This window comes from Chloracidobacterium sp. (genome assembly GCA_025057975.1).
Lineage (GTDB): Bacteria > Acidobacteriota > Blastocatellia > Chloracidobacteriales > Chloracidobacteriaceae > Chloracidobacterium.
Genome location: JANWUV010000018.1, coordinates 20,548 through 37,503, shown reverse-complemented (window position 1 = coordinate 37,503; position 16,956 = coordinate 20,548). Strand labels below are relative to the sequence as shown.

Sequence of the window (16,956 nt, the reverse complement as noted above, 5' to 3'; positions counted from 1 at the left end):
AAACCAACCTGGCTGGCAGGGGATTGTTCACGCCGCTGAATGAAATGTCCAGCGTGCGGGCGACAAAGTTGAGCCCCGTACTTCACGAAGAGCAGCTAATCTCAAGGCGCTTGCCCCACGCGGGCGGCGGCTCGGCGTACCGCGCCTGCGCAGGCTGGTCATCGTAGGGCCGACGCAACACATCCAGAAGACGCTCGATTTCCGTGAAATCCCCCTCCTGCGCCCGTTCAATTGCGATTTGCGCCAAATAGTTGCGCAAAACATACTTCGGGTTAACGCTCCGCATCCGCCGGTGACGCTCCGCCGTCGGAAGCCCGTCCTGCGCCACCCGCGCGCCGTACCGCGCCAACCACGCGGCGACCGCCTCCCGGTCTGTGAAAGCGTCCTGCAACCGTGCATTCGCCGGATGCGTCGGGTCTTCCGGTACAACCTCCGCCAACCGACGGAAGGCCACCGTGTAGTCAGCGCGGTCGCGCGCTAGAAGCTCCAGCCAGTCCGCCAACAACTCGGCGTCCTCCGGCCGTCGGTCGTTCAACCCAAGCTTGGCGAACATCAAACGCTCATACTCGTCAAAGAACAGGTCGCGGAAGCCGTCAAGAATCGCCGCCAATCGCTCGCGTGGGACAAGCGTCACAAACGCCTGCGCCAGACAGCGTAGGTTCCACAGCGCAATCCCCGGCTGCCGGTCAAAAGCGTACCGCCCCGTCACATCCGAGTGATTGCAAATGAACTGCGGGTCGTAGTCGTCCAGAAAGCCGAACGGGCCATAATCGAGCGTCAGCCCCAGAATGGACATGTTGTCGGTATTGAGCACCCCATGGGCAAACCCGACGGCTTGCCACTGCGCGACAAGCCGCGCTGTCCGCGCCGTCACTTCCTGCAAAAACGCGGCGAACCGCTCCGGCGCTTCCAGTTCGCGCAGCGCAGGGAAGAACTGTTCGATGACGTAATCCGCCAGCCGCGCCACATCCGCCGGACGCCGCCGGTAAAAAAACACCTCAAATGAACCGAACCGAACATGCGTCGGCGCTAGCCGCACCAACAACGCGCCGCGCTCAATGGTCTCCCGATAGACCGGCTCATCGCTCCCGATGATGCACAGCGCGCGCGTCGTCGGAATCCCAAGCGCATGCATGGCTTCGCTGCAGAGATACTCCCGAATCGTCGAACGCAGCACGGCGCGGCCGTCACCCATGCGCGAATAGGGCGTGCGGCCGCTCCCCTTGAGTTGTACGTCCCACTTTTCGCCGCGCGCGTTGCGCACCTCGCCTAACAAGATCGCACGTCCGTCGCCAAGCTGCGGGACATAGACGCCGAACTGATGACCGGCGTAAAGTGTGGCAATCGGGTCACTGTTTGGCAGCCGCTTCTCGCCGTTGAAGTAGGCGACGAAATCAGGCCGCGCCGCCTCGGCTGGGTCGAGGTCCAGCAACGCGCCGGCTTCGGCGTTGAAGGCGACCAGTCGCGCATTGCGCAGCGGCTCCGGCGCGACGCGGCTGTAGTAGTCTTCCGGCAGCGTGACGTAGGTGTTCTCAAAAGCCAGCGTCTCCAGCGTGCGTAACAAGCAGACAGCTCCTCTCAGCAAGTTCGAGACCGGCGTTTGCCGACCGCGCGCAGCGCGTATTGAAACCGTTCGCCACACTGAAACCAACCACCTTTGCCGTATGGAAACCTTGATCCAACAACTCATCAACGGACTGGCGCTGGGTGGCATCTACGCCCTGATTGCGCTGGGCTACACGATGGTCTACGGCGTGCTGCGCCTGATTAACTTCGCCCACGGTGACGTGTACATGCTGGGGACATTCGCCGGTTACTACACGGCGCTACGGTTCGGTTTTTCGGAAGCCGAGCCGTCGTTTGGACGGGCGGCGCTGCTCCTGCTGGTCGCCATGACGGTCTGCGCTGTCGCGGGTCTCGCCATCGAGCGGTTGGCGTACCGGCCGGTACGGCAGGCGTCGCGGCTGACGGCGCTGATTACCGCCATCGGCGTCTCGTTGTTTTTGGAAAACATGGGGCAAATCGTCTTCGGGGCGAATCCCAAGTTTTTTCCGCAAATCCTGCCGCCGAAGCAGTTTCCCATCTACGGCGCGGCGGTCGTCACTACCCCCGATCTGACCATTTTGGGCGCGTCGCTTCTGCTGACCGTGGGACTACACCAACTCGTTCACCGAACATCCTTCGGACGCGCCATGCGCGCCGTCGCCCACGATCTCGACACGGCCAAACTGATGGGTATTGATACGAACCGCATCATCGCGCTGACGTTTGCGCTAGGGTCGGCGCTGGCCGCCGCCGCCGGGGTGCTTGTCGCGTTGCGGTATCCCAAATTCGACCCGCTGATCGGCGTTACGACGGGTCTCAAGGCATTTGTCGCCGCCGTGCTGGGCGGCATCGGCAACGTCACCGGGGCGGTATTGGGCGGCGTCATCATCGGTTTGGCCGAAACGCTGGCGACCGGCTATTTGCCGGCGGCGCTCAACCCATACAAGGACGCTGTCGCCTTCGCCATTTTGGTGACAGTGCTGCTGGTTCGTCCAACGGGGCTTCTTGGAACAACTGCGCCGGAAAAGGTCTAGGGGGCTTCCAAGACGCTTTGCGAGACATGTAGCTGGGATGCCTGCTTTTGGTGCGTGGCGACGTTCCGCACTGAAAACCGCGCTGCGTCAACGCCGTCGGAAATGCGTCAATGAGCCGCTTGAGTCCGGCGGCGACTGGTCTTTCGGCGCTTGGTATACTGCGCTCCACCGCATGGTGGCGAGCCATGGGGCGGACGAAGTTTGGAACTGCTGGAGGTTGTATGGACTGGAAAGCGCGCTACGCTGAGAAACTGCGCAGCCCGGAAGAGGCGGCGAGAATGGTGCAGAGTGGCGACCGTGTCTGGGTAGGGATGTTCAACAGCACGCCTGAAACGATGGCGAAAGCCCTCTACGCCCGGCACACCGAGTTGCGTGATGTCGAACTGCACCACTACGTGGCGCCGTTTGTCTGGGCCACGCCGGAAACGCACGAGGCATTCCGTGTCGTCTCTGCCTTCACTACTCCGGCTGACCGTCAGCAGGCGAACGCCGGCTTGGTGGAGTACCTACCGCTGGCGAACTTTCGCCAGTCGTGGCTGAAGGCTGCCATCGGCGGCGAGCGCGGGCTGGATGTCTGCATCGTAAAAACTTCTCCACCTGACGAGAACGGCTTCATGAGCCTCGGCGGTGCCCTTTGGGCGAACCGGACGATGATGGACATCTCCCGGCGGATCATCTGCGAGGTTGATGAGCGGCTCATCCGCACCTACGGCGAAAACTGGGTGCATATTTCCGAAACGGCCGCGCTCGTTGAGCACAACCCAGCCGACGACCGCCCGTCGCCGATGCCGCCGCATAGTCCCGAAACCGAGGCGGCTGCCGAGGTCATCTGCACGCTCATCGCCGCCGAGTTGATTCGTGACGGTGATACGCTCCAGATCGGCATTGGCGACGTCACGGCTGCGATGGCGCGCTACTTGGGTGACAAGCGCGACTTGGGTATTCAGACGGAGCTGATCCCCGGCGGCGTCATTGACCTGATGGAGCAGGGTGTGGTGACGGGTCGCTTCAAGCAGATTGCGCCCGGCAAGGTCGTGGGCACGGCCTTGGCAGCCATGTCGTCTGAGGAAGCGCGGAAGGCTCACCTGAATCCCCGCGTGGAGCTTTGGGATTTCTGCCATACGGACGATCTACGGGTTCTCGTCCGCGAGGAAAACTTCGTCGCCATCAACAACGGGCTGCATGTGGATGTGACGGGTCAGGTGACCGCTGAGACGCTCGACGGAAAGCTTTTCTCTGGGCCGGGCGGGCAGACTGTCTTCGCTGTGGCGGCGGCCTACAGCGAAGGGGGGCGTTCCATCATTGCGCTGCCGTCGAGTTCGGTGGTGGGAGGCGAACGTCGGTCGCGGATTGTCGCACAGTTGCCGCCGGGCAGCATGGTGACGGTGACGCGCGGGTACGTTGATTACGTAGTGACTGAGCAGGGCATCGCCACCTTGTGCGGGAAAACTGTCCGCCAGCGCATCGAGGAGTTAGTAAACGTCGCCCATCCGGATTTCCGCGCCGAACTGCGGAAAGAAGCGCAGCGTCTGTACAGCGTCTAAGCAGGTCAAGTGAGTTTGATTGAAAGCAACCCCAGCCGGCGAGAGAGCGTTTTGCCTGCGCGTTGATTGTTTGCAAACCACTCAGAGGTGCTGTGCAGGCGGCCTGAGCGTCGCCGGTGGACGGCGTCCCGTGCGTAGTTTTGGCGCGCACCGCTGCCAATACATCGGCGCAGCGCCGTGTCCTTGCGAAAAACGCCCGAAGCGCAATGGAATACTCTGCGAGGCCGCTTCTTCGCATTCAGGAGCGTGCAGCAGCGACGGCCGTCGGCGGTATGGCCGGACGGGTTGGCTTGAGGAAGAGCTGCGGCGCAACGCCCATCACCAACATCAAAACCACCAGCGGCGCGACGGCCAGCGTCTCGCGCCAATCCACATCCGGCGCTTCAAACAGGGATTTCGCCGGGCCGAACAGCGTACGCCGCACGGCCGTCAACAGATACACCGCCGACAGGATCATCCCGCCGGCGGCCGCGACGGCGAACCAGCGCGCTGATGTAAACGCCCCCAGCAGGGTCAGAAACTCGCCAATAAAGCCGTTGGTGAACGGTACGCCGGCTGAGGCGAGGCTTGCCGTGACCATCAAGAAGGCAAAACGCGGCATTGCGCCCGCCAAACCACCAAAATCCGCCAACGCCGTCGTCTGACGGCGGGCTTCCAGCATGGCCGCAAGCAAAAAGAGCGCACCGGTCGTCACGCCATGCGCCGCCATGTGAAACAGGGCGCCTTCGACGCCATAGGCTGTGAACGAAAATACGCCCAGCGTCACAAATCCCAAGTGGCTCAGCGACGAATAGGCGAGCAACCGCTTCAAGTCGGTTTGAACCATCGCCGCCAACGCGCCGTGCAGGATGCTCACGACCGCCAACGCCAAAATGAGCGTCGCCCATTCGCGGGCGATGTCGGGAAAGAGGCCGACGCCGAACCGAACCAGCGCGTATGTCCCCATCTTCGACATTGCGCCCGATAGCAGCGCGGCGACCGGCGTCGGCGCTTCAGCGTAGGCGTCCGCCTGCCAGGTATGCAGCGGAAACAGCGGAATCTTGACGAAAAACGCCGCCGCGAAGCCCCAGAAACACCACCGGCGCGTGTCCACCGGAATCAGATTGCGCGCCGCGACAAGCGTTTCCAAATCAAAGGTGTAGCGTCCGGTCACCGCGCCATGTCCGACGTACAGCCCGATGATGGCGGCCAGCATCAGCAAGCTGCCCGCGACGGTGTAGAGGAAAAACTTCGTCACCGCCGCCAAGCGGTTTTCCCCGCCCCACATGCCGACCAAAAAGTAGGCCGGAATAAGAACGACTTCCCAGAAGACATAAAACGTCACCAAGTCGCGCGCCAGAAAGACGCCAATCAGTCCGCTTTCAAACAACAGGAGTAGTAGGAAATATACAGGGCGGCGCGTCACAATCGTCGCGCTCGTCAACATCGCCAACGGCGTGAGCAGCGTGACGAGCAACACGAGCCACAGGCTGAGGCCGTCCACCGCCAGATGAAAACTGACGCCTAGCGTCGGAATCCACGGCGCATTGAGGAACAGCTCGGAATTGGTATGTTGCGAAATCAAGCGCAACGACAGCCCAAACGTCAGCAGAGCGGTCACAAGCGCCGTCGTCAGGGCGTACCGGCGGCCGAGTTCAATCGAAGCCGCCGACAGGCCGACCAAAACCAGCGCGCCGATGAGCGGCAGCGCTGTCAGCCATACGAGTAGGGAGCCGGAATCAAACCACGTCACACGCCTATCCTTGGACCAAGAACGAAGTAACCCAGAATCAACAGCGCCGCGATGAACATCATCACGACGTAGCCACGGGCATAGCCGGATTGCATTTCGCGCAACGTCGCGCCAAGGCCGGAAAGACTCCGCCCGACGCCGCCAACCAAGCCATCCACGATGGAAACATCCAGTCCCCGCCACAGGCCGCGCCGCGCCGTCAGCGCCAGCGGGCGGACAATCGCCGCCTCGTAGGCCTCATCCACCCAGTACTTCGCCTGTAACGCGCGCGGGGCTTCCCATAGCGGTCGCCGCCTGAAGAACAACCATCCGGCGGCAATGCCGGACAGCGCAACGACGCTTGAGACGCCCATGAGAATGAGTTCTAGTGTATGTGAAGCGGTTTCGTGGGCGAGTTCGGCCGGAGCCACCACCAGCGGTGTCAGAAACTCGCGCATCCACGGGTGCATGCCAAACGCCTCCGGCAGGCCCAGCGCACCGCCAAAGACCGACAGCAGCGCCAGCGCGACGAGCGGCGCGGTCATGACCAACGGCGACTCATGCGGCTGACCGTGCGCGACGGCCTCGCGCGGCTCGCCGTGAAAGGTCAGCGTCATCAGGCGCGTCATGTAAAACGCCGTCAGGAACGAGGTCAGTAGTCCGACCGCCCAGAGCGCTTTCGCCAAACCGCCCGGCAGCGCGGTGGACGTGAACGTTTCAAACAGGAGTGCATCCTTGCTGAAAAAGCCGGAAAGCGGCGGAAAGCCGGCAATCGCTAGCCAGCCGGCGGTCATCGTCCAGTATGTGACCGGCATGAACTTCTTCAGCCCGCCCATCCGCCGCAGATTTTGCTCCTCGTGCAGCGCGTGAATGACGCTGCCCGCACCCAAGAACAGCAGCGCCTTGAAGAAGGCGTGTGTCGTAACGTGAAACAACCCGGCGGTGAACGCTCCCGCTCCGCACGCCATGACCATCAAGCCCAACTGCGAAACTGTCGAGTAGGCCAAGACCTTCTTGATGTCGTCCTGCCCTAAAGCAATCGTCGCTGCGAGAAGCGCCGTCACTGCGCCAACCACCGCCACGATCGCAAGCGCCGTCGGCGCATGGAGAAACACGACATTCAACCGAACGAGCAAATAGACGCCCGCCGTCACCATTGTCGCGGCGTGAATGAGCGCTGAAACGGGCGTCGGGCCGGCCATGGCGTCCGGCAGCCAGACAAAGAGCGGTATCTGCGCGCTTTTGCCCGTTGCGCCCAGCAGCAGCAACAGCCCAACCGTCGTCAGCCCGCCCGCGCCGACGGCCGCCCAGCCAAGCGTTTCCACCGGCTGTTGCGCCGCCCAGCGACTGATAGCCGCAAAGTTGACGCTCCCCGCCTGCGTAAAGAGCAACATGGTCGCCAACACGATGCCGGCGTCGCCGATGCGGTTATAGACAAACGCCTTGCGCGCGGCGTCCGCCGCTTCGTCACGGGTGAAATAGTGACCAATCAGCAGGTAGGAGCAGACGCCGACGCCTTCCCAGCCGACGAACATCAGCGGCAGGTTGTCGGCTAAGACGAGCGTCAGCATCGCGGCGACAAACAGGTTCAGGGCGGCGAAAAACCGCGCGTAGCCGTTGTCCCCGTGCATGTAGCCGACGGCGAAGATGTGAATGAGCAGTCCGACGCCCGTAATGAAAAGCGCCATCACGCCCGACAACGGATCAAGAACAAGACCGAAGTCGGCGCTGAAGTTTCCGACGCTGAACCATATGCCAAGCCGCTCGGTGACGCGCCGGACGCCCTCCGCATCCGGCGCAGTGGGCAGCAGTTTGAGGAAGAAAGCTGCGAACGCGCATCCAGCCGCGACAGCGACGGACAAACAAGCGATGACGCCCGTCAGACGCTCGCCGAGGCGACGGCCAGTGAAGGTCAACAGCAGCGCGCCGACCAGCGGCGCAGCGATCATGAGAACCAGCATGCCCGTGCTTAAACCCTGTCCGCCGACCAGCGCGGACAGGGCGCAGGTCAAAGTTTCAGAAGGCTTGATTCATCCACATCAAGCGTTTCCCGGTTACGGAACAGCGCAATGACAATGGCCAGCCCAACGCCTGCTTCCGCCGCCGCCACAGCCATTACGAGGACGACGAAGAGTTGTCCCTCGATTGTTCCTTGGAAGGCCGAAAACGCGACAAACGCTAGATTCGCCGCGTTGAGCATGAGTTCTAGACACAGCAGCGTTGAAATGATGTTGTTTTTGACAAACACCCCGACCGCGCCGATGGCGAAAAGCGCCGCGCTGAGGACGAGATACCACGATAACGGAACCATAGCCGCCTCGCTCTACTTGGCCGTAGTCAGCAGCCCGATGCCGACTTCACCCGTTGACCAAACCAGACGGTAGGTGTTTCCCTCCTTTGTGATGGTCACCATCCCTTCATAGGGCGCACCGTTCGGCAGCGTGCCTTTGGTCCGATGTGTCGCCGTGAGGCCGCCGCCGCCGAAAAACTGTTCGCGTCCAATGCCGCCAGCGGCGGCAACCGTGGTCCAGCCGCCGTCACCACCGCCGTCCTTCCTAAGCGCGTAAATCATGACGCCGGCTTGCTCTCCATACCCGACGACGAGGACTTGGCCGGCGAGAATCCCAATGCCGGTGTCGCCGTTCGTCCAAGCCAACGTATAAACCTTGTCGCCGATTTTGCGAACGCCGAGCTTGCCGCGATACGTCCGCCCGTCGGGATTCACGCCGGTCGTCTCGTATGTGCCCTCGATACCGTTGGTCAGCGACTCCGGCACAGCCGTTTCAGTCAAAATGCGCCCCCGCGCCTGACCGTTCGTCCACTTGCCGCGCAGCGTGCCGCCGTCATTCCGATAGACCACGACGCCGGGGATGCGTCCTTTAGGCGCGTAGCCCACCATCAAGTACTCAGTTCGCTCCCCCGTCTGTGCTTGCACGCCGGTCGGCGCGTGCAGCAGCGTCGGCGCTAGAAACAGCAAACACAGCCAAAGCCGGTGTGCATATTGCATACCCTCACTCCTTTTCCCGCTTCGCCAAGTGCAGCGCGCCGACGACCGCTAGCAGAATCAGGACGGAAGTCAGCTCGAACGGCAGCAGGTAGCGTGTCATGAGGTTTTTGCCCACCCGCTCAACTGTCCCAGCGTCGCCGGACGGCGTGCGGTCGCCTGTCACGCCAGTGACGGCAAGCCACACCGGTACAGTGAACAGCAGCGCAAGCGGCACAGCCAGCCACGCCAGAAAGCGGTGGCGCGGCGGGCGCTCTTCGTCGGCGCGGACGTTGAGCAGCATGATGACAAAAACAAACAGCATCATAATTGCGCCAGCGTAGACGACAATCTGCGCCGCGCCGATAAACTGCGCGCCCATCAGGACATAAAGCGCCGATAGCCCAACAAAGGACGTGATCAGCGCAAAGGCCCCATACAGCGGATTGCGCAGGACAACAACCGATATGGCCCCACCTAAAACCAGCGTCGCAAAACCAATGAATAGAAGTTTTTGAAAGGTCATAGCCGCCCGGCAGTGGTCGCACGTACGGCCGCGTGGCGGCCTGCACGGCACTGTGAGTTTTCACACGCCCCGATTGGAATGTTTTTCAAACCAAAAAATCAAGGCCGGAAAACCACGCAAAGGCCGCAGTAGCCCTAGACGCCGGTTTCTAGAAGGCGTTGCGCCTGCGACGAATTGAGTCTTGGGGGCGTTTTTCAATCCCAAGCGCAGCGGCGGCCGTGCCCGTCCGCCGGAAGGCACGGCCTACGGTGAGCTGAAAGCCAGCGCGCTGCCCGTTCACAGCACCATGCACTCCAACTGTGACGGCATGAGGTCTTCCTCCAGCGCCGGGTCGAGACCGCCAAGGTTGCGCGTTCGCATGATGTCGCTTGAAAAGGCTTCAAAGTCCACGGCTTTGGGGAGTTTCGGCGTTCCGTGCAGAATGGCCCACTCGATGTCTTCAAAGTAGCCGCGATGTTTCGGGTCGTCCGAAATCAACTGAAACGCCATGCTGCGGTTGCGGATTTCGTCAGACAGCGGAATGCGGGTGATGATGTCAATGCCGGCTTCCTGCGCATACCGCTCGCCCCAACCCGAGCCGTCGTCCCGATTGATGATCATCCCAAGGACGCGCGTCGTACCGCCCTGCTCGGCGAAGTAGCGGACGGCGCTGCAGAGGTTGTTGACGACATAGAGCGCCTGATGGTCGTTGCCGCCGACGAGAATGATGTCCCGCACCATGGATTTGGCAATCGGCGTCCCAAAGCCGCCGCAGACTACGTCGCCTAAGAAGTCATAGATGACGTAGTCAAACTCCCAGTCTTCAAACCCCATCTGCGCCAGCAGATCGAAACTGAGAGTGATGCCGCGTCCGCCACAGCCGCGCCCAACTTCCGGGCCGCCCAGTTCCATGGCAAAGACGCCGTGGCGCTTGAACACCACTTCACTGACAGATGGTACAGGGTTGGCGGCCTTGGCTTCCTGACGTAGCGCCCAAGCTTCCAGCAGCGTCGGTAGCGACTTGCCGCCGAACAACAGCGCTGTGGAGTCGTGTTTGGGATCGCAGCCGATTTGCAGAACGCGATGCGACTTGCTGGCCAGATAGTAACTGAGATTCGAGGTGATGAAAGACTTGCCGCTTCCACCTTTGCCGTAAATGGCGACAACGCGACGTGCCGACATGAAGCATCCTCCGCAAGGAAGGCTTTCCGTCTTCAGCGCCGTGGGGAAAACGCTTCGAAACGTTACAACGCAAGATGGGGCGTCCGCCGGACGCCTACCATCAACCTACATCCGGCTGGGTGTCCAACCAAACGTTTTTCCGTGTTCCCCAGCAAACATTGCCCAGAAAACGGTTGTTTGAAACCGCCATCCGGCGCATACTTTCAGCCGCCCCACAAACCTTTTTCTCTGTTGACAGCTTCTTTCCTATGTCGGCTCTCCTTGTGGATGAACTGACGGACGCTGAATCCGCAGCGGCGGACGTTCTGGAAGCAACGACGGTGGAGGTGACGGAGACATTTTGGCACTGGCGGCATGGTCGCATCCGAGTCTGGGAAACCGACCCGCATCCGTCCGGCCGGGCGATTGTCCTCCTGCATGGTTACGGTGCCATGGTCGAGCACTGGCGCAAAAACATTCCGGCGCTGGCGGCGGACGCGACGGTGTACGCCCTCGACCTTTTGGGCTTCGGTCAAAGCGACATGCCGGACGTACACTACAGCGCCCGTCTCTGGGGGGAACAGGTACGCGACTTTCTCGACGCCCGCCGGTTGAGGCAAGTGACGCTGTTCGGTCATTCAATGGGTGGTCTAATCGCTGCGCAATTTGCCCACGATTATCCCGACCGGACGGCTGGGCTGGTGCTTGTAGACCCCAGCGGCTACCCGCCGCGCACGCCGTCCGACTGGCTCTTTCGTGCGCTGCGGTTCGCCGCCGAAAACCAACTTCTGCGCGATCTTTCTTACTGGCTCTTTGCCACACCCGATATTGCGCGGCAGGGACTGGTTTCAGCCTACTTCAACCCCGAAGCCGTCACGCCCGATCTGATTGAAACCTTTGTCGCCCCGCTGCGCCGGCCCGGCGCAAAGTACTCGTACCTTGCCGTGGCGCGGCACCCTAACGACTTCTTTATTAACGCGCCGAATGGCATCTCCGCACCGACGTTGTTGGTCTGGGGCGGACGCGACCGCTTGCTGCCGCCGCGCCTGCTCCAACCGTTCCGCGAACTGATTCCACACGCGGAATCGGTTGTTATCCCAGACACCGGGCATTGCCCGCAGGATGAGACGCCCGGCGCGTTCAATGCGGCGGTACGGCGGTTTTTGCACCTCAACGTCTTTACTGACCTCGGCTTCGACTGAGGGACGACCGCTTCGGACAACTTATTTTTTGGAGGGACAGTATGGATGCCTTGGCTTCGGCGTTGCCGACGGCGTCAGCCGCCAGGCCCATTGCATATGATCCGGCTCCGCGCCGGATTGGGTACGGCATGTGGCTGAGTGTGACGTTGCTGTGGTCGTCGTTCTTCTTCCTAACAACGTTGGCGGCCGTGCGGCTCGCCGCCTTGCTGTCGGCGACGAACATCAATCTAACGCATCTGGTTCCGGCTTTCGGTCTGCACATCGGCCTTGCGACCGCGTTGGCCTTCGGCATTGGCTTTCTCAACCGGCGACTTGATCCGACCGGTGAAAAGCGCGCGCGGCGCAACGCCGCGATCCAAGCCAAATACGCCGGCAAAGTGCCGACGTTTGTATCGCTTCCGGGGAGTTTGGCTTCGGCGTGTTTGTTTTACGGGACGACTGTCACTGTGATGCAGATCGCGGGCGTCAGTCTTTCTTGGCCCGTGATAGGGCTTGGCCTTGTACTCCACCTGCCAGCGGCTTTCGTTGGTGCGTTTCTCACCGGCGTCGTGCTGCGCAACCTTCAGGCCCGACGTTTACGGCGGTCGCAACCATCCTCTTGACTCTGGGCGGCGGCGTATGCGCAGAGATAGCGTTTGGCTGGCGTTGTTGCTGTGTGGGCTTGTTGTCACGGGCGGCGACCGGCCTGCTGTCGGTCGCTGCTTGTGCTCCATTCTGAATTTTTCACCCTCCGCAGAGGGGTCATGCGCTATGCCGCCTTCCCATCCCGTGTCCGCATCCGTACTTGCTCGTGACGCGCGTTACCGGCGCGACATCGCCGACCTGACGCCTAAGCTCATTGCAATTCGCCGCGACTTGCACCAGCACCCGGAGCTTTCCAACCGCGAGGAGCGCACGGCGCGGCTGGTCGCCGAACAGCTACGGGCGCTGGGGCTTGAGGTCAAAACCGGTATCGCACATCACGGCGTCATCGGCGTCCTGCGCGGCGGCCGACCAGGCAAAGTCATCGCCGTCCGCGCCGACATGGATGCGCTCCCGATTGAGGAAGTGCGCGACACGCCTTACAAGTCGCGCTATCCCGGCGTGATGCACGCCTGCGGCCATGATGTGCATACGACGGTGGCGTTGGGGGTGGCGGAAGTGCTGTCCAAGTATCGCGCCGATCTGCCTGGCGTCGTGAAGTTCATCTTCCAACCGGCGGAAGAGGGTCCGCCGCGCGGCGAGCGGGGCGGCGCGAAAATGATGCTGGAAGAAGGGGCGTTCGACGCGCCGACGCCGGACGCCATCTTTGGTTTGCACTGCATGCCGATGCTGGAAGTCGGCTCCATTGGCTACTGCGAGACGGCGGCGATGGCGAGCGCTGACCGCTTCCTGATCACCATTCGCGGTAAGAAGGTTCACGGAGCGTATCCGCACGAGGGCGTGGACGCTATTGTGGCCGCTGCAGCCGTTATTGAGCAGCTCCAAACCATTCGGAGTCGCCGGATTGACACGCAAGCGCCCTTGGTGCTCTCCATCGGCAGCATCCACGGTGGCAACCGCTTCAACATTCTGGCGGATGAAGTGCGGATGGAGGGCACGGTGCGGACGCTCGACCCGGACGTTCACGCGCGTGTTGAACCACTGATGCGGCAGATTCTCAAGGGCGTGACGGAAAGCCACGGCGCGAGCTACGAGTTGGACTATGAGCGGATTGTGCCCGTCACCGTCAACAACCCGCAGCTTGTGAGGCAGATGCTCCCAACCATCCGGCGCATTGTGGGCGACACGCGCGTGCTCGCCATGCGTCCCCAGATGGGCGCGGAGGATTTCTCGTACTTTGCCAATCGCGTACCGGCTTTCTTTTACTTTCTTGGCGTGGGCAACAAGGCGAAGGGGTTGACGGCGATGCTGCATACGCCGGAGTTTGATGTGGACGAGCAGTGCCTGCCAGTCGGCGTTGAAGTCATGGCGGCGATGGTGACCGACTGGCTTGAAACGGCGGCGCAGCAACCATAGCTAAGGCTTGGACGGCGGCAAGGCAAAGTGTTCTCCTGACCGACCAACAGAAGGCTGGTTGTGACGCATCTTGCACGGCGACGCCCACCGCAAGTAGCCGGTGAGGTAAAACCTTGAGCGAGAGTTTGACGCCTATGAACACCTTCCTTCGTTCCCTTGTCGCCTTTTTGAGCCTGTTTTTGGCGCTGACGCTTTTGTCTTCTCCGCCGGCCGCCGGTCGGCAGCGTTTCAACAGCCGGCTTGAGAACCTAGCCTTTCAACTTGTTCAACAGGCGCGCAACGCCGCCGACCGCTTTGAACGCGACTACCGGCGCGGCTTCACCAACAGTCGGCGCGACATTCAACGCCTCTATCAGGCGCGGATGTTCGTTGCCGGAGCCGAACTGCTCGCCCAGATGACGCGCGAGGGCCGCCCGGAAGCGGAACTCTACGATGCGATTGACTTTCTCCGCAGCCAAGCCAACTTTGAAACCGGGTGGAGCGGCATCCGCAGTACGCTGGATGACCTCAACCGCGAGTTGCGGTTCAGCGGTGGTCCCGGACGCGATCCGAACGACGGACGCCAAGGCGGGCGCTGGAATCCGGGCGGATGGGATGATAGCCGCGTCACCGGCCGTATGCGGTGGTTCGGACGGGTGGACAATGAGATTTATGTGTACGTCCGGGACAATGAAGCCCGAACGGAACTCATCGCCGGGCAGCCGACGCTCAACGAACGCTTCACCTTCACCAGCCCCTTGCCCCGTCGCCCGGTGACGGTCAGCGTTACGCGCCTCCGCGGGCGCGGCCGGGTTGAAGTCTTTCAGCAGCCGTCGGAGAACAACGATTTTACGGCGGTTATTCGCATCGTTGACCGCGCCGGCGGCGCTACCGACATGGAGTTTGAGTTGGTTTGGTAGCCCCCTCCCCAAGCGCGACGACAGGGGAGCGGTTGTTTGACGTAGCGGGCTTGCTGTGATGGGCTTGACGCTGTGCGGCGATGCGCCGCGAGTGTCAGCACTTTCCGCCTCCCTGCGGTCTTCCAATCAACCTGACGCCGGAATCGCTACTCCGTGATGTCGAACGACTCAACCATTTACCAGCCCGATGTCGGCGCGGTGCGGCTCTTGTCGCGGACGTTTTTCCACCGGGGGCGCGTGTTTGATACCTCCCACGACGCAATCCAACTCGCTTCGGGCGCGCGGCTGGAGATGGATGTTATCCATCACCTCGGCGGCGCGGCCGTCCTGCCGCTGTTCGACAATGACGACGTACTGCTCATTCGCCAGTACCGCCATCCAGCAGGACAGGTTCTACTGGAAGCGCCGGCTGGTCGGCTCGAACTTGGCGAAGACCCGGAAGCCGCTGCACGCCGCGAACTGGTGGAAGAAACCGGCTACCAAGCTGCTCAGTTGACTTTCATCACCAAGTTTTACGCGCTGCCCGGATACAGTACCGAAGTGTTGTACTGCTTTCTCGCCGCCGGATTGACGCCGGGGCCGCAACGTTTGGACGCCGATGAGGACATCCGCATCGTCCGCTTGCCCTTCACCGAGGCGCTTCGGTTGGTTCATACCGGCGCTATCATGGACGCCAAAACGATGATTACCATCTTGCTCGTGGACGTGATGCGTCATAACGGCGCTTTGCCCGACGGTCGGTGACATTACCTGACAAATTGCGTTCAAGACGGCGGCGAAGTTTGCCGACGAAATGGGCGAACCGCTACCCTTGCGCATTAGTGACGCTCGTCAGTAAACGCTTGATTGTCGGCGCATTGCTCGAACTGGCGCTTACCAACGATGTACAGCCTGCAATTCGAAACGATTTACCCAATCGTTGAACTCAAGCCTAAGAAGGGTGTGACCGTCACTGAAGTTGACCCGGACGGCCTTGGCGCGGCCATCGGGTTGCGGCCGGGCGACCGCATCCTGGCGGTCAATGGCCGCAAGGTGCGTGATTATCTTGATTTCCAGTTTTACACTGGCTCTGAAGACCACGTTGAGCTGACCATTGTTCAGTCCGACGGTGTGACGCGGCAGGCTTCAGTCGATATCGGCGAGGGTGACATCTGGGGGCTGGATTTTGAGGCGTTCAAGCCTCGGCAGTGCGGCAATGAATGTCTGTTCTGCTTCTGTGAGCAAAATCCGCCGGACGCGCGGCCGTCGTTGTTCTTTCGGGACGAAGACATTCGCCTGTCGTTCCTGCACGGCAACTACACGACGATGACGACGCTGACGGAGGAGGAATTCAACCGGATTGTTGAGCAGCGTCTGTCGCCGCAGTATGTCTCGGTTCACGCCACTGATCCTGAGGTACGTCGGTATTTGCTTGGGCGCAAACAGGCGGATGACATTCTCGGCACGATGCGGCGGCTGCTGGCGCACGGCATCGAGCTTCACGCGCAGGTTGTGTTGTGTCCGACCATCAACGACGGCGAGGTGCTGCGCCGGACAATTTACGATCTGGCGGCGTTACACCCGGAAGGCGTCAGTTCAGTCGCCGTCGTCCCAGTCGGCCTTACGAAACACCACCGCAAGCGCCATTTGCTGGTCGCGCCGACGGATGAATGGGAAGCGTCGGTGATTGAAATGGTCACACCGATTCAGCGCGAGCTAAAGCGCCGTTATGGGACAAGCTTTGTCTTCCTAGGCGACGAGTTTTACATCCGCGCCGGCGTTCCAATCCCCTCAGCGCGGCACTACGGCGACTATCCACAGATTGAAGACGGCGTTGGGATGGTGCGGCGGTTTATGGACACCTTTCAGCGAGCCGTCCGGCGTGCGCAAAAGCGGCCGCCAACCGGGCGCTTCCCGGAAACAACGGTGGCGACCGGCGCGCTGTTTGCGCCGCAGCTAACCCGTATGGCGGAACAGCTCAACGAGCGGTTTGGAACACGGCTGCATGTCGTCGGTGTGCCGAACGAATACTTTGGTCACGAAGTCAATGTCGCCGGGTTGGTTGCTGGCGGCGATCTGATTGCGGCGCGCGACCGCTTCCGAGGCCAGCGTCTGTTGATTCCGAATGAAATGGTTATGGGCGAGCGGTGTCTGTTTATTGACAGCATGCCACTGGCGGAGGTTAGCAACCGATTGGGGATGGAGGTCCACTTAGCGGGTGTGACCGGCAAGGATTTTGTAGCCGCCGCCCTGCAAACCGCCGCCTAGTCTCCGCCGCCGACCGTCCAGACTACGGCCGACGCTTCCAGCCGGCTTGGGTGTTCACCGCCGCGAGTGAGACCGTTGCGGCCCGGCTGGACAATTGGTAAGAAGCCGTCGGTAGCGCCCCAGCATC

15 protein-coding genes are annotated in these 16,956 nt (G+C 61.6%); 8 read left to right on the top strand and 7 right to left on the bottom strand.

Translation table 11 applies throughout. The annotated features are described in order from the left end of the window. Positions 1-82: 82 nt before the first annotated feature. Entirely contained in the window at positions 83-1,564 is a 1,482-nt protein-coding gene (locus tag NZ585_13855) for a YdiU family protein (protein MCS7081118.1), read from the bottom strand. A 100-nt stretch (positions 1,565-1,664) separates the two neighbouring features. On the opposite strand from NZ585_13855, the gene NZ585_13850 reads away from it, so the two are divergent. Further along, positions 1,665-2,579, top strand: a complete 915-nt coding sequence (locus tag NZ585_13850; protein MCS7081117.1) for a branched-chain amino acid ABC transporter permease — start codon at positions 1,665-1,667, stop codon at positions 2,577-2,579. 221 nt (positions 2,580-2,800) lie between these two features. Next, a complete protein-coding gene (locus NZ585_13845; protein MCS7081116.1) occupies positions 2,801-4,123 on the top strand; it encodes a 4-hydroxybutyrate CoA-transferase in 1,323 nt (440 codons plus the stop codon). A 238-nt stretch (positions 4,124-4,361) separates the two neighbouring features. Here NZ585_13845 and NZ585_13840 read toward each other — a convergent pair whose 3' ends face one another. The 6 genes from NZ585_13840 to NZ585_13815 form a co-directional block, all read right to left on the bottom strand. Then, positions 4,362-5,855 carry an NADH-quinone oxidoreductase subunit M gene (locus NZ585_13840; GenBank protein ID MCS7081115.1) on the bottom strand — a complete coding sequence of 498 codons (1,494 nt, stop codon included), beginning with the start codon at positions 5,853-5,855 and terminating at the stop codon, positions 4,362-4,364. Beyond that, positions 5,852-7,795: an NADH-quinone oxidoreductase subunit L gene (nuoL, locus tag NZ585_13835; GenBank protein MCS7081114.1), complete on the bottom strand. Its 1,944-nt coding sequence runs from the start codon at positions 7,793-7,795 to the stop codon at positions 5,852-5,854. Before nuoL ends, NZ585_13840 begins: the two co-directional genes overlap by 4 nt. A 47-nt stretch (positions 7,796-7,842) precedes the next feature. Beyond that, a complete protein-coding gene (nuoK, locus tag NZ585_13830; GenBank protein MCS7081113.1) occupies positions 7,843-8,145 on the bottom strand; it encodes an NADH-quinone oxidoreductase subunit NuoK in 303 nt (100 codons plus the stop codon). 12 nt (positions 8,146-8,157) lie between these two features. Then, positions 8,158-8,841 (bottom strand): hypothetical protein, encoded by a 684-nt coding sequence (locus NZ585_13825; protein ID MCS7081112.1) that lies wholly within the window; start codon positions 8,839-8,841, stop codon positions 8,158-8,160. 4 nt (positions 8,842-8,845) lie between these two features. Next, positions 8,846-9,343 (bottom strand): NADH-quinone oxidoreductase subunit J, encoded by a 498-nt coding sequence (locus tag NZ585_13820; protein ID MCS7081111.1) that lies wholly within the window; start codon positions 9,341-9,343, stop codon positions 8,846-8,848. A 276-nt stretch (positions 9,344-9,619) separates the two neighbouring features. After that, complete coding sequence (locus NZ585_13815) at positions 9,620-10,504, bottom strand: chlorophyllide a reductase iron protein subunit X (protein MCS7081110.1); 885 nt, start codon at positions 10,502-10,504, stop codon at positions 9,620-9,622. Between the two features lie 248 nt (positions 10,505-10,752). Here NZ585_13815 and NZ585_13810 point away from each other — a divergent pair, with 248 nt between their 5' ends. From NZ585_13810 to NZ585_13785, 6 genes are all read left to right on the top strand, one after another. Beyond that, a complete protein-coding gene (locus tag NZ585_13810) occupies positions 10,753-11,685 on the top strand; it encodes an alpha/beta fold hydrolase (protein MCS7081109.1) in 933 nt (310 codons plus the stop codon). Between the two features lie 41 nt (positions 11,686-11,726). Continuing rightward, positions 11,727-12,287 (top strand): hypothetical protein, encoded by a 561-nt coding sequence (locus NZ585_13805; protein ID MCS7081108.1) that lies wholly within the window; start codon positions 11,727-11,729, stop codon positions 12,285-12,287. 148 nt (positions 12,288-12,435) lie between these two features. Continuing rightward, positions 12,436-13,683, top strand: coding sequence for a M20 family metallopeptidase (locus NZ585_13800; GenBank protein ID MCS7081107.1), 1,248 nt, complete (start codon positions 12,436-12,438; stop codon positions 13,681-13,683). A gap of 134 nt (positions 13,684-13,817) precedes the next feature. Continuing rightward, on the top strand, positions 13,818-14,582 hold the full coding sequence (locus NZ585_13795) for a hypothetical protein (GenBank protein MCS7081106.1): 765 nt from the start codon (positions 13,818-13,820) through the stop codon (positions 14,580-14,582). Between the two features lie 156 nt (positions 14,583-14,738). After that, complete coding sequence (locus NZ585_13790; protein ID MCS7081105.1) at positions 14,739-15,326, top strand: NUDIX hydrolase; 588 nt, start codon at positions 14,739-14,741, stop codon at positions 15,324-15,326. Positions 15,327-15,464: 138 nt separating this feature from the next. Next, the gene (locus NZ585_13785) at positions 15,465-16,829 is read left to right on the top strand and encodes a DUF512 domain-containing protein (protein MCS7081104.1); all 1,365 of its coding nucleotides are present in this window, start codon (positions 15,465-15,467) and stop codon (positions 16,827-16,829) included. The last annotated feature ends 127 nt before the right edge of the window (positions 16,830-16,956 follow it).

Bases quoted from the DNA above. Each gene is read 5' to 3' on its own strand.
- NZ585_13850 (MCS7081117.1), top strand. From the start codon at position 1,665: ATGGAAACCTTGATCCAACAACTCATCAACGGACTGGCGCTGGGTGGC.
- NZ585_13845 (MCS7081116.1), top strand. From the start codon at position 2,801: ATGGACTGGAAAGCGCGCTACGCTGAGAAACTGCGCAGCCCGGAAGAG.
- nuoL (MCS7081114.1), bottom strand. From the start codon at position 7,795: ATGCTGGTTCTCATGATCGCTGCGCCGCTGGTCGGCGCGCTGCTGTTG.
- nuoK (MCS7081113.1), bottom strand. From the start codon at position 8,145: ATGGTTCCGTTATCGTGGTATCTCGTCCTCAGCGCGGCGCTTTTCGCC.
- NZ585_13825 (MCS7081112.1), bottom strand. From the start codon at position 8,841: ATGCAATATGCACACCGGCTTTGGCTGTGTTTGCTGTTTCTAGCGCCG.
- NZ585_13820 (MCS7081111.1), bottom strand. From the start codon at position 9,343: ATGACCTTTCAAAAACTTCTATTCATTGGTTTTGCGACGCTGGTTTTA.
- NZ585_13815 (MCS7081110.1), bottom strand. From the start codon at position 10,504: ATGTCGGCACGTCGCGTTGTCGCCATTTACGGCAAAGGTGGAAGCGGC.
- NZ585_13810 (MCS7081109.1), top strand. From the start codon at position 10,753: ATGTCGGCTCTCCTTGTGGATGAACTGACGGACGCTGAATCCGCAGCG.
- NZ585_13805 (MCS7081108.1), top strand. From the start codon at position 11,727: ATGGATGCCTTGGCTTCGGCGTTGCCGACGGCGTCAGCCGCCAGGCCC.
- NZ585_13800 (MCS7081107.1), top strand. From the start codon at position 12,436: ATGCCGCCTTCCCATCCCGTGTCCGCATCCGTACTTGCTCGTGACGCG.
- NZ585_13795 (MCS7081106.1), top strand. From the start codon at position 13,818: ATGAACACCTTCCTTCGTTCCCTTGTCGCCTTTTTGAGCCTGTTTTTG.
- NZ585_13790 (MCS7081105.1), top strand. From the start codon at position 14,739: ATGTCGAACGACTCAACCATTTACCAGCCCGATGTCGGCGCGGTGCGG.
- NZ585_13785 (MCS7081104.1), top strand. From the start codon at position 15,465: ATGTACAGCCTGCAATTCGAAACGATTTACCCAATCGTTGAACTCAAG.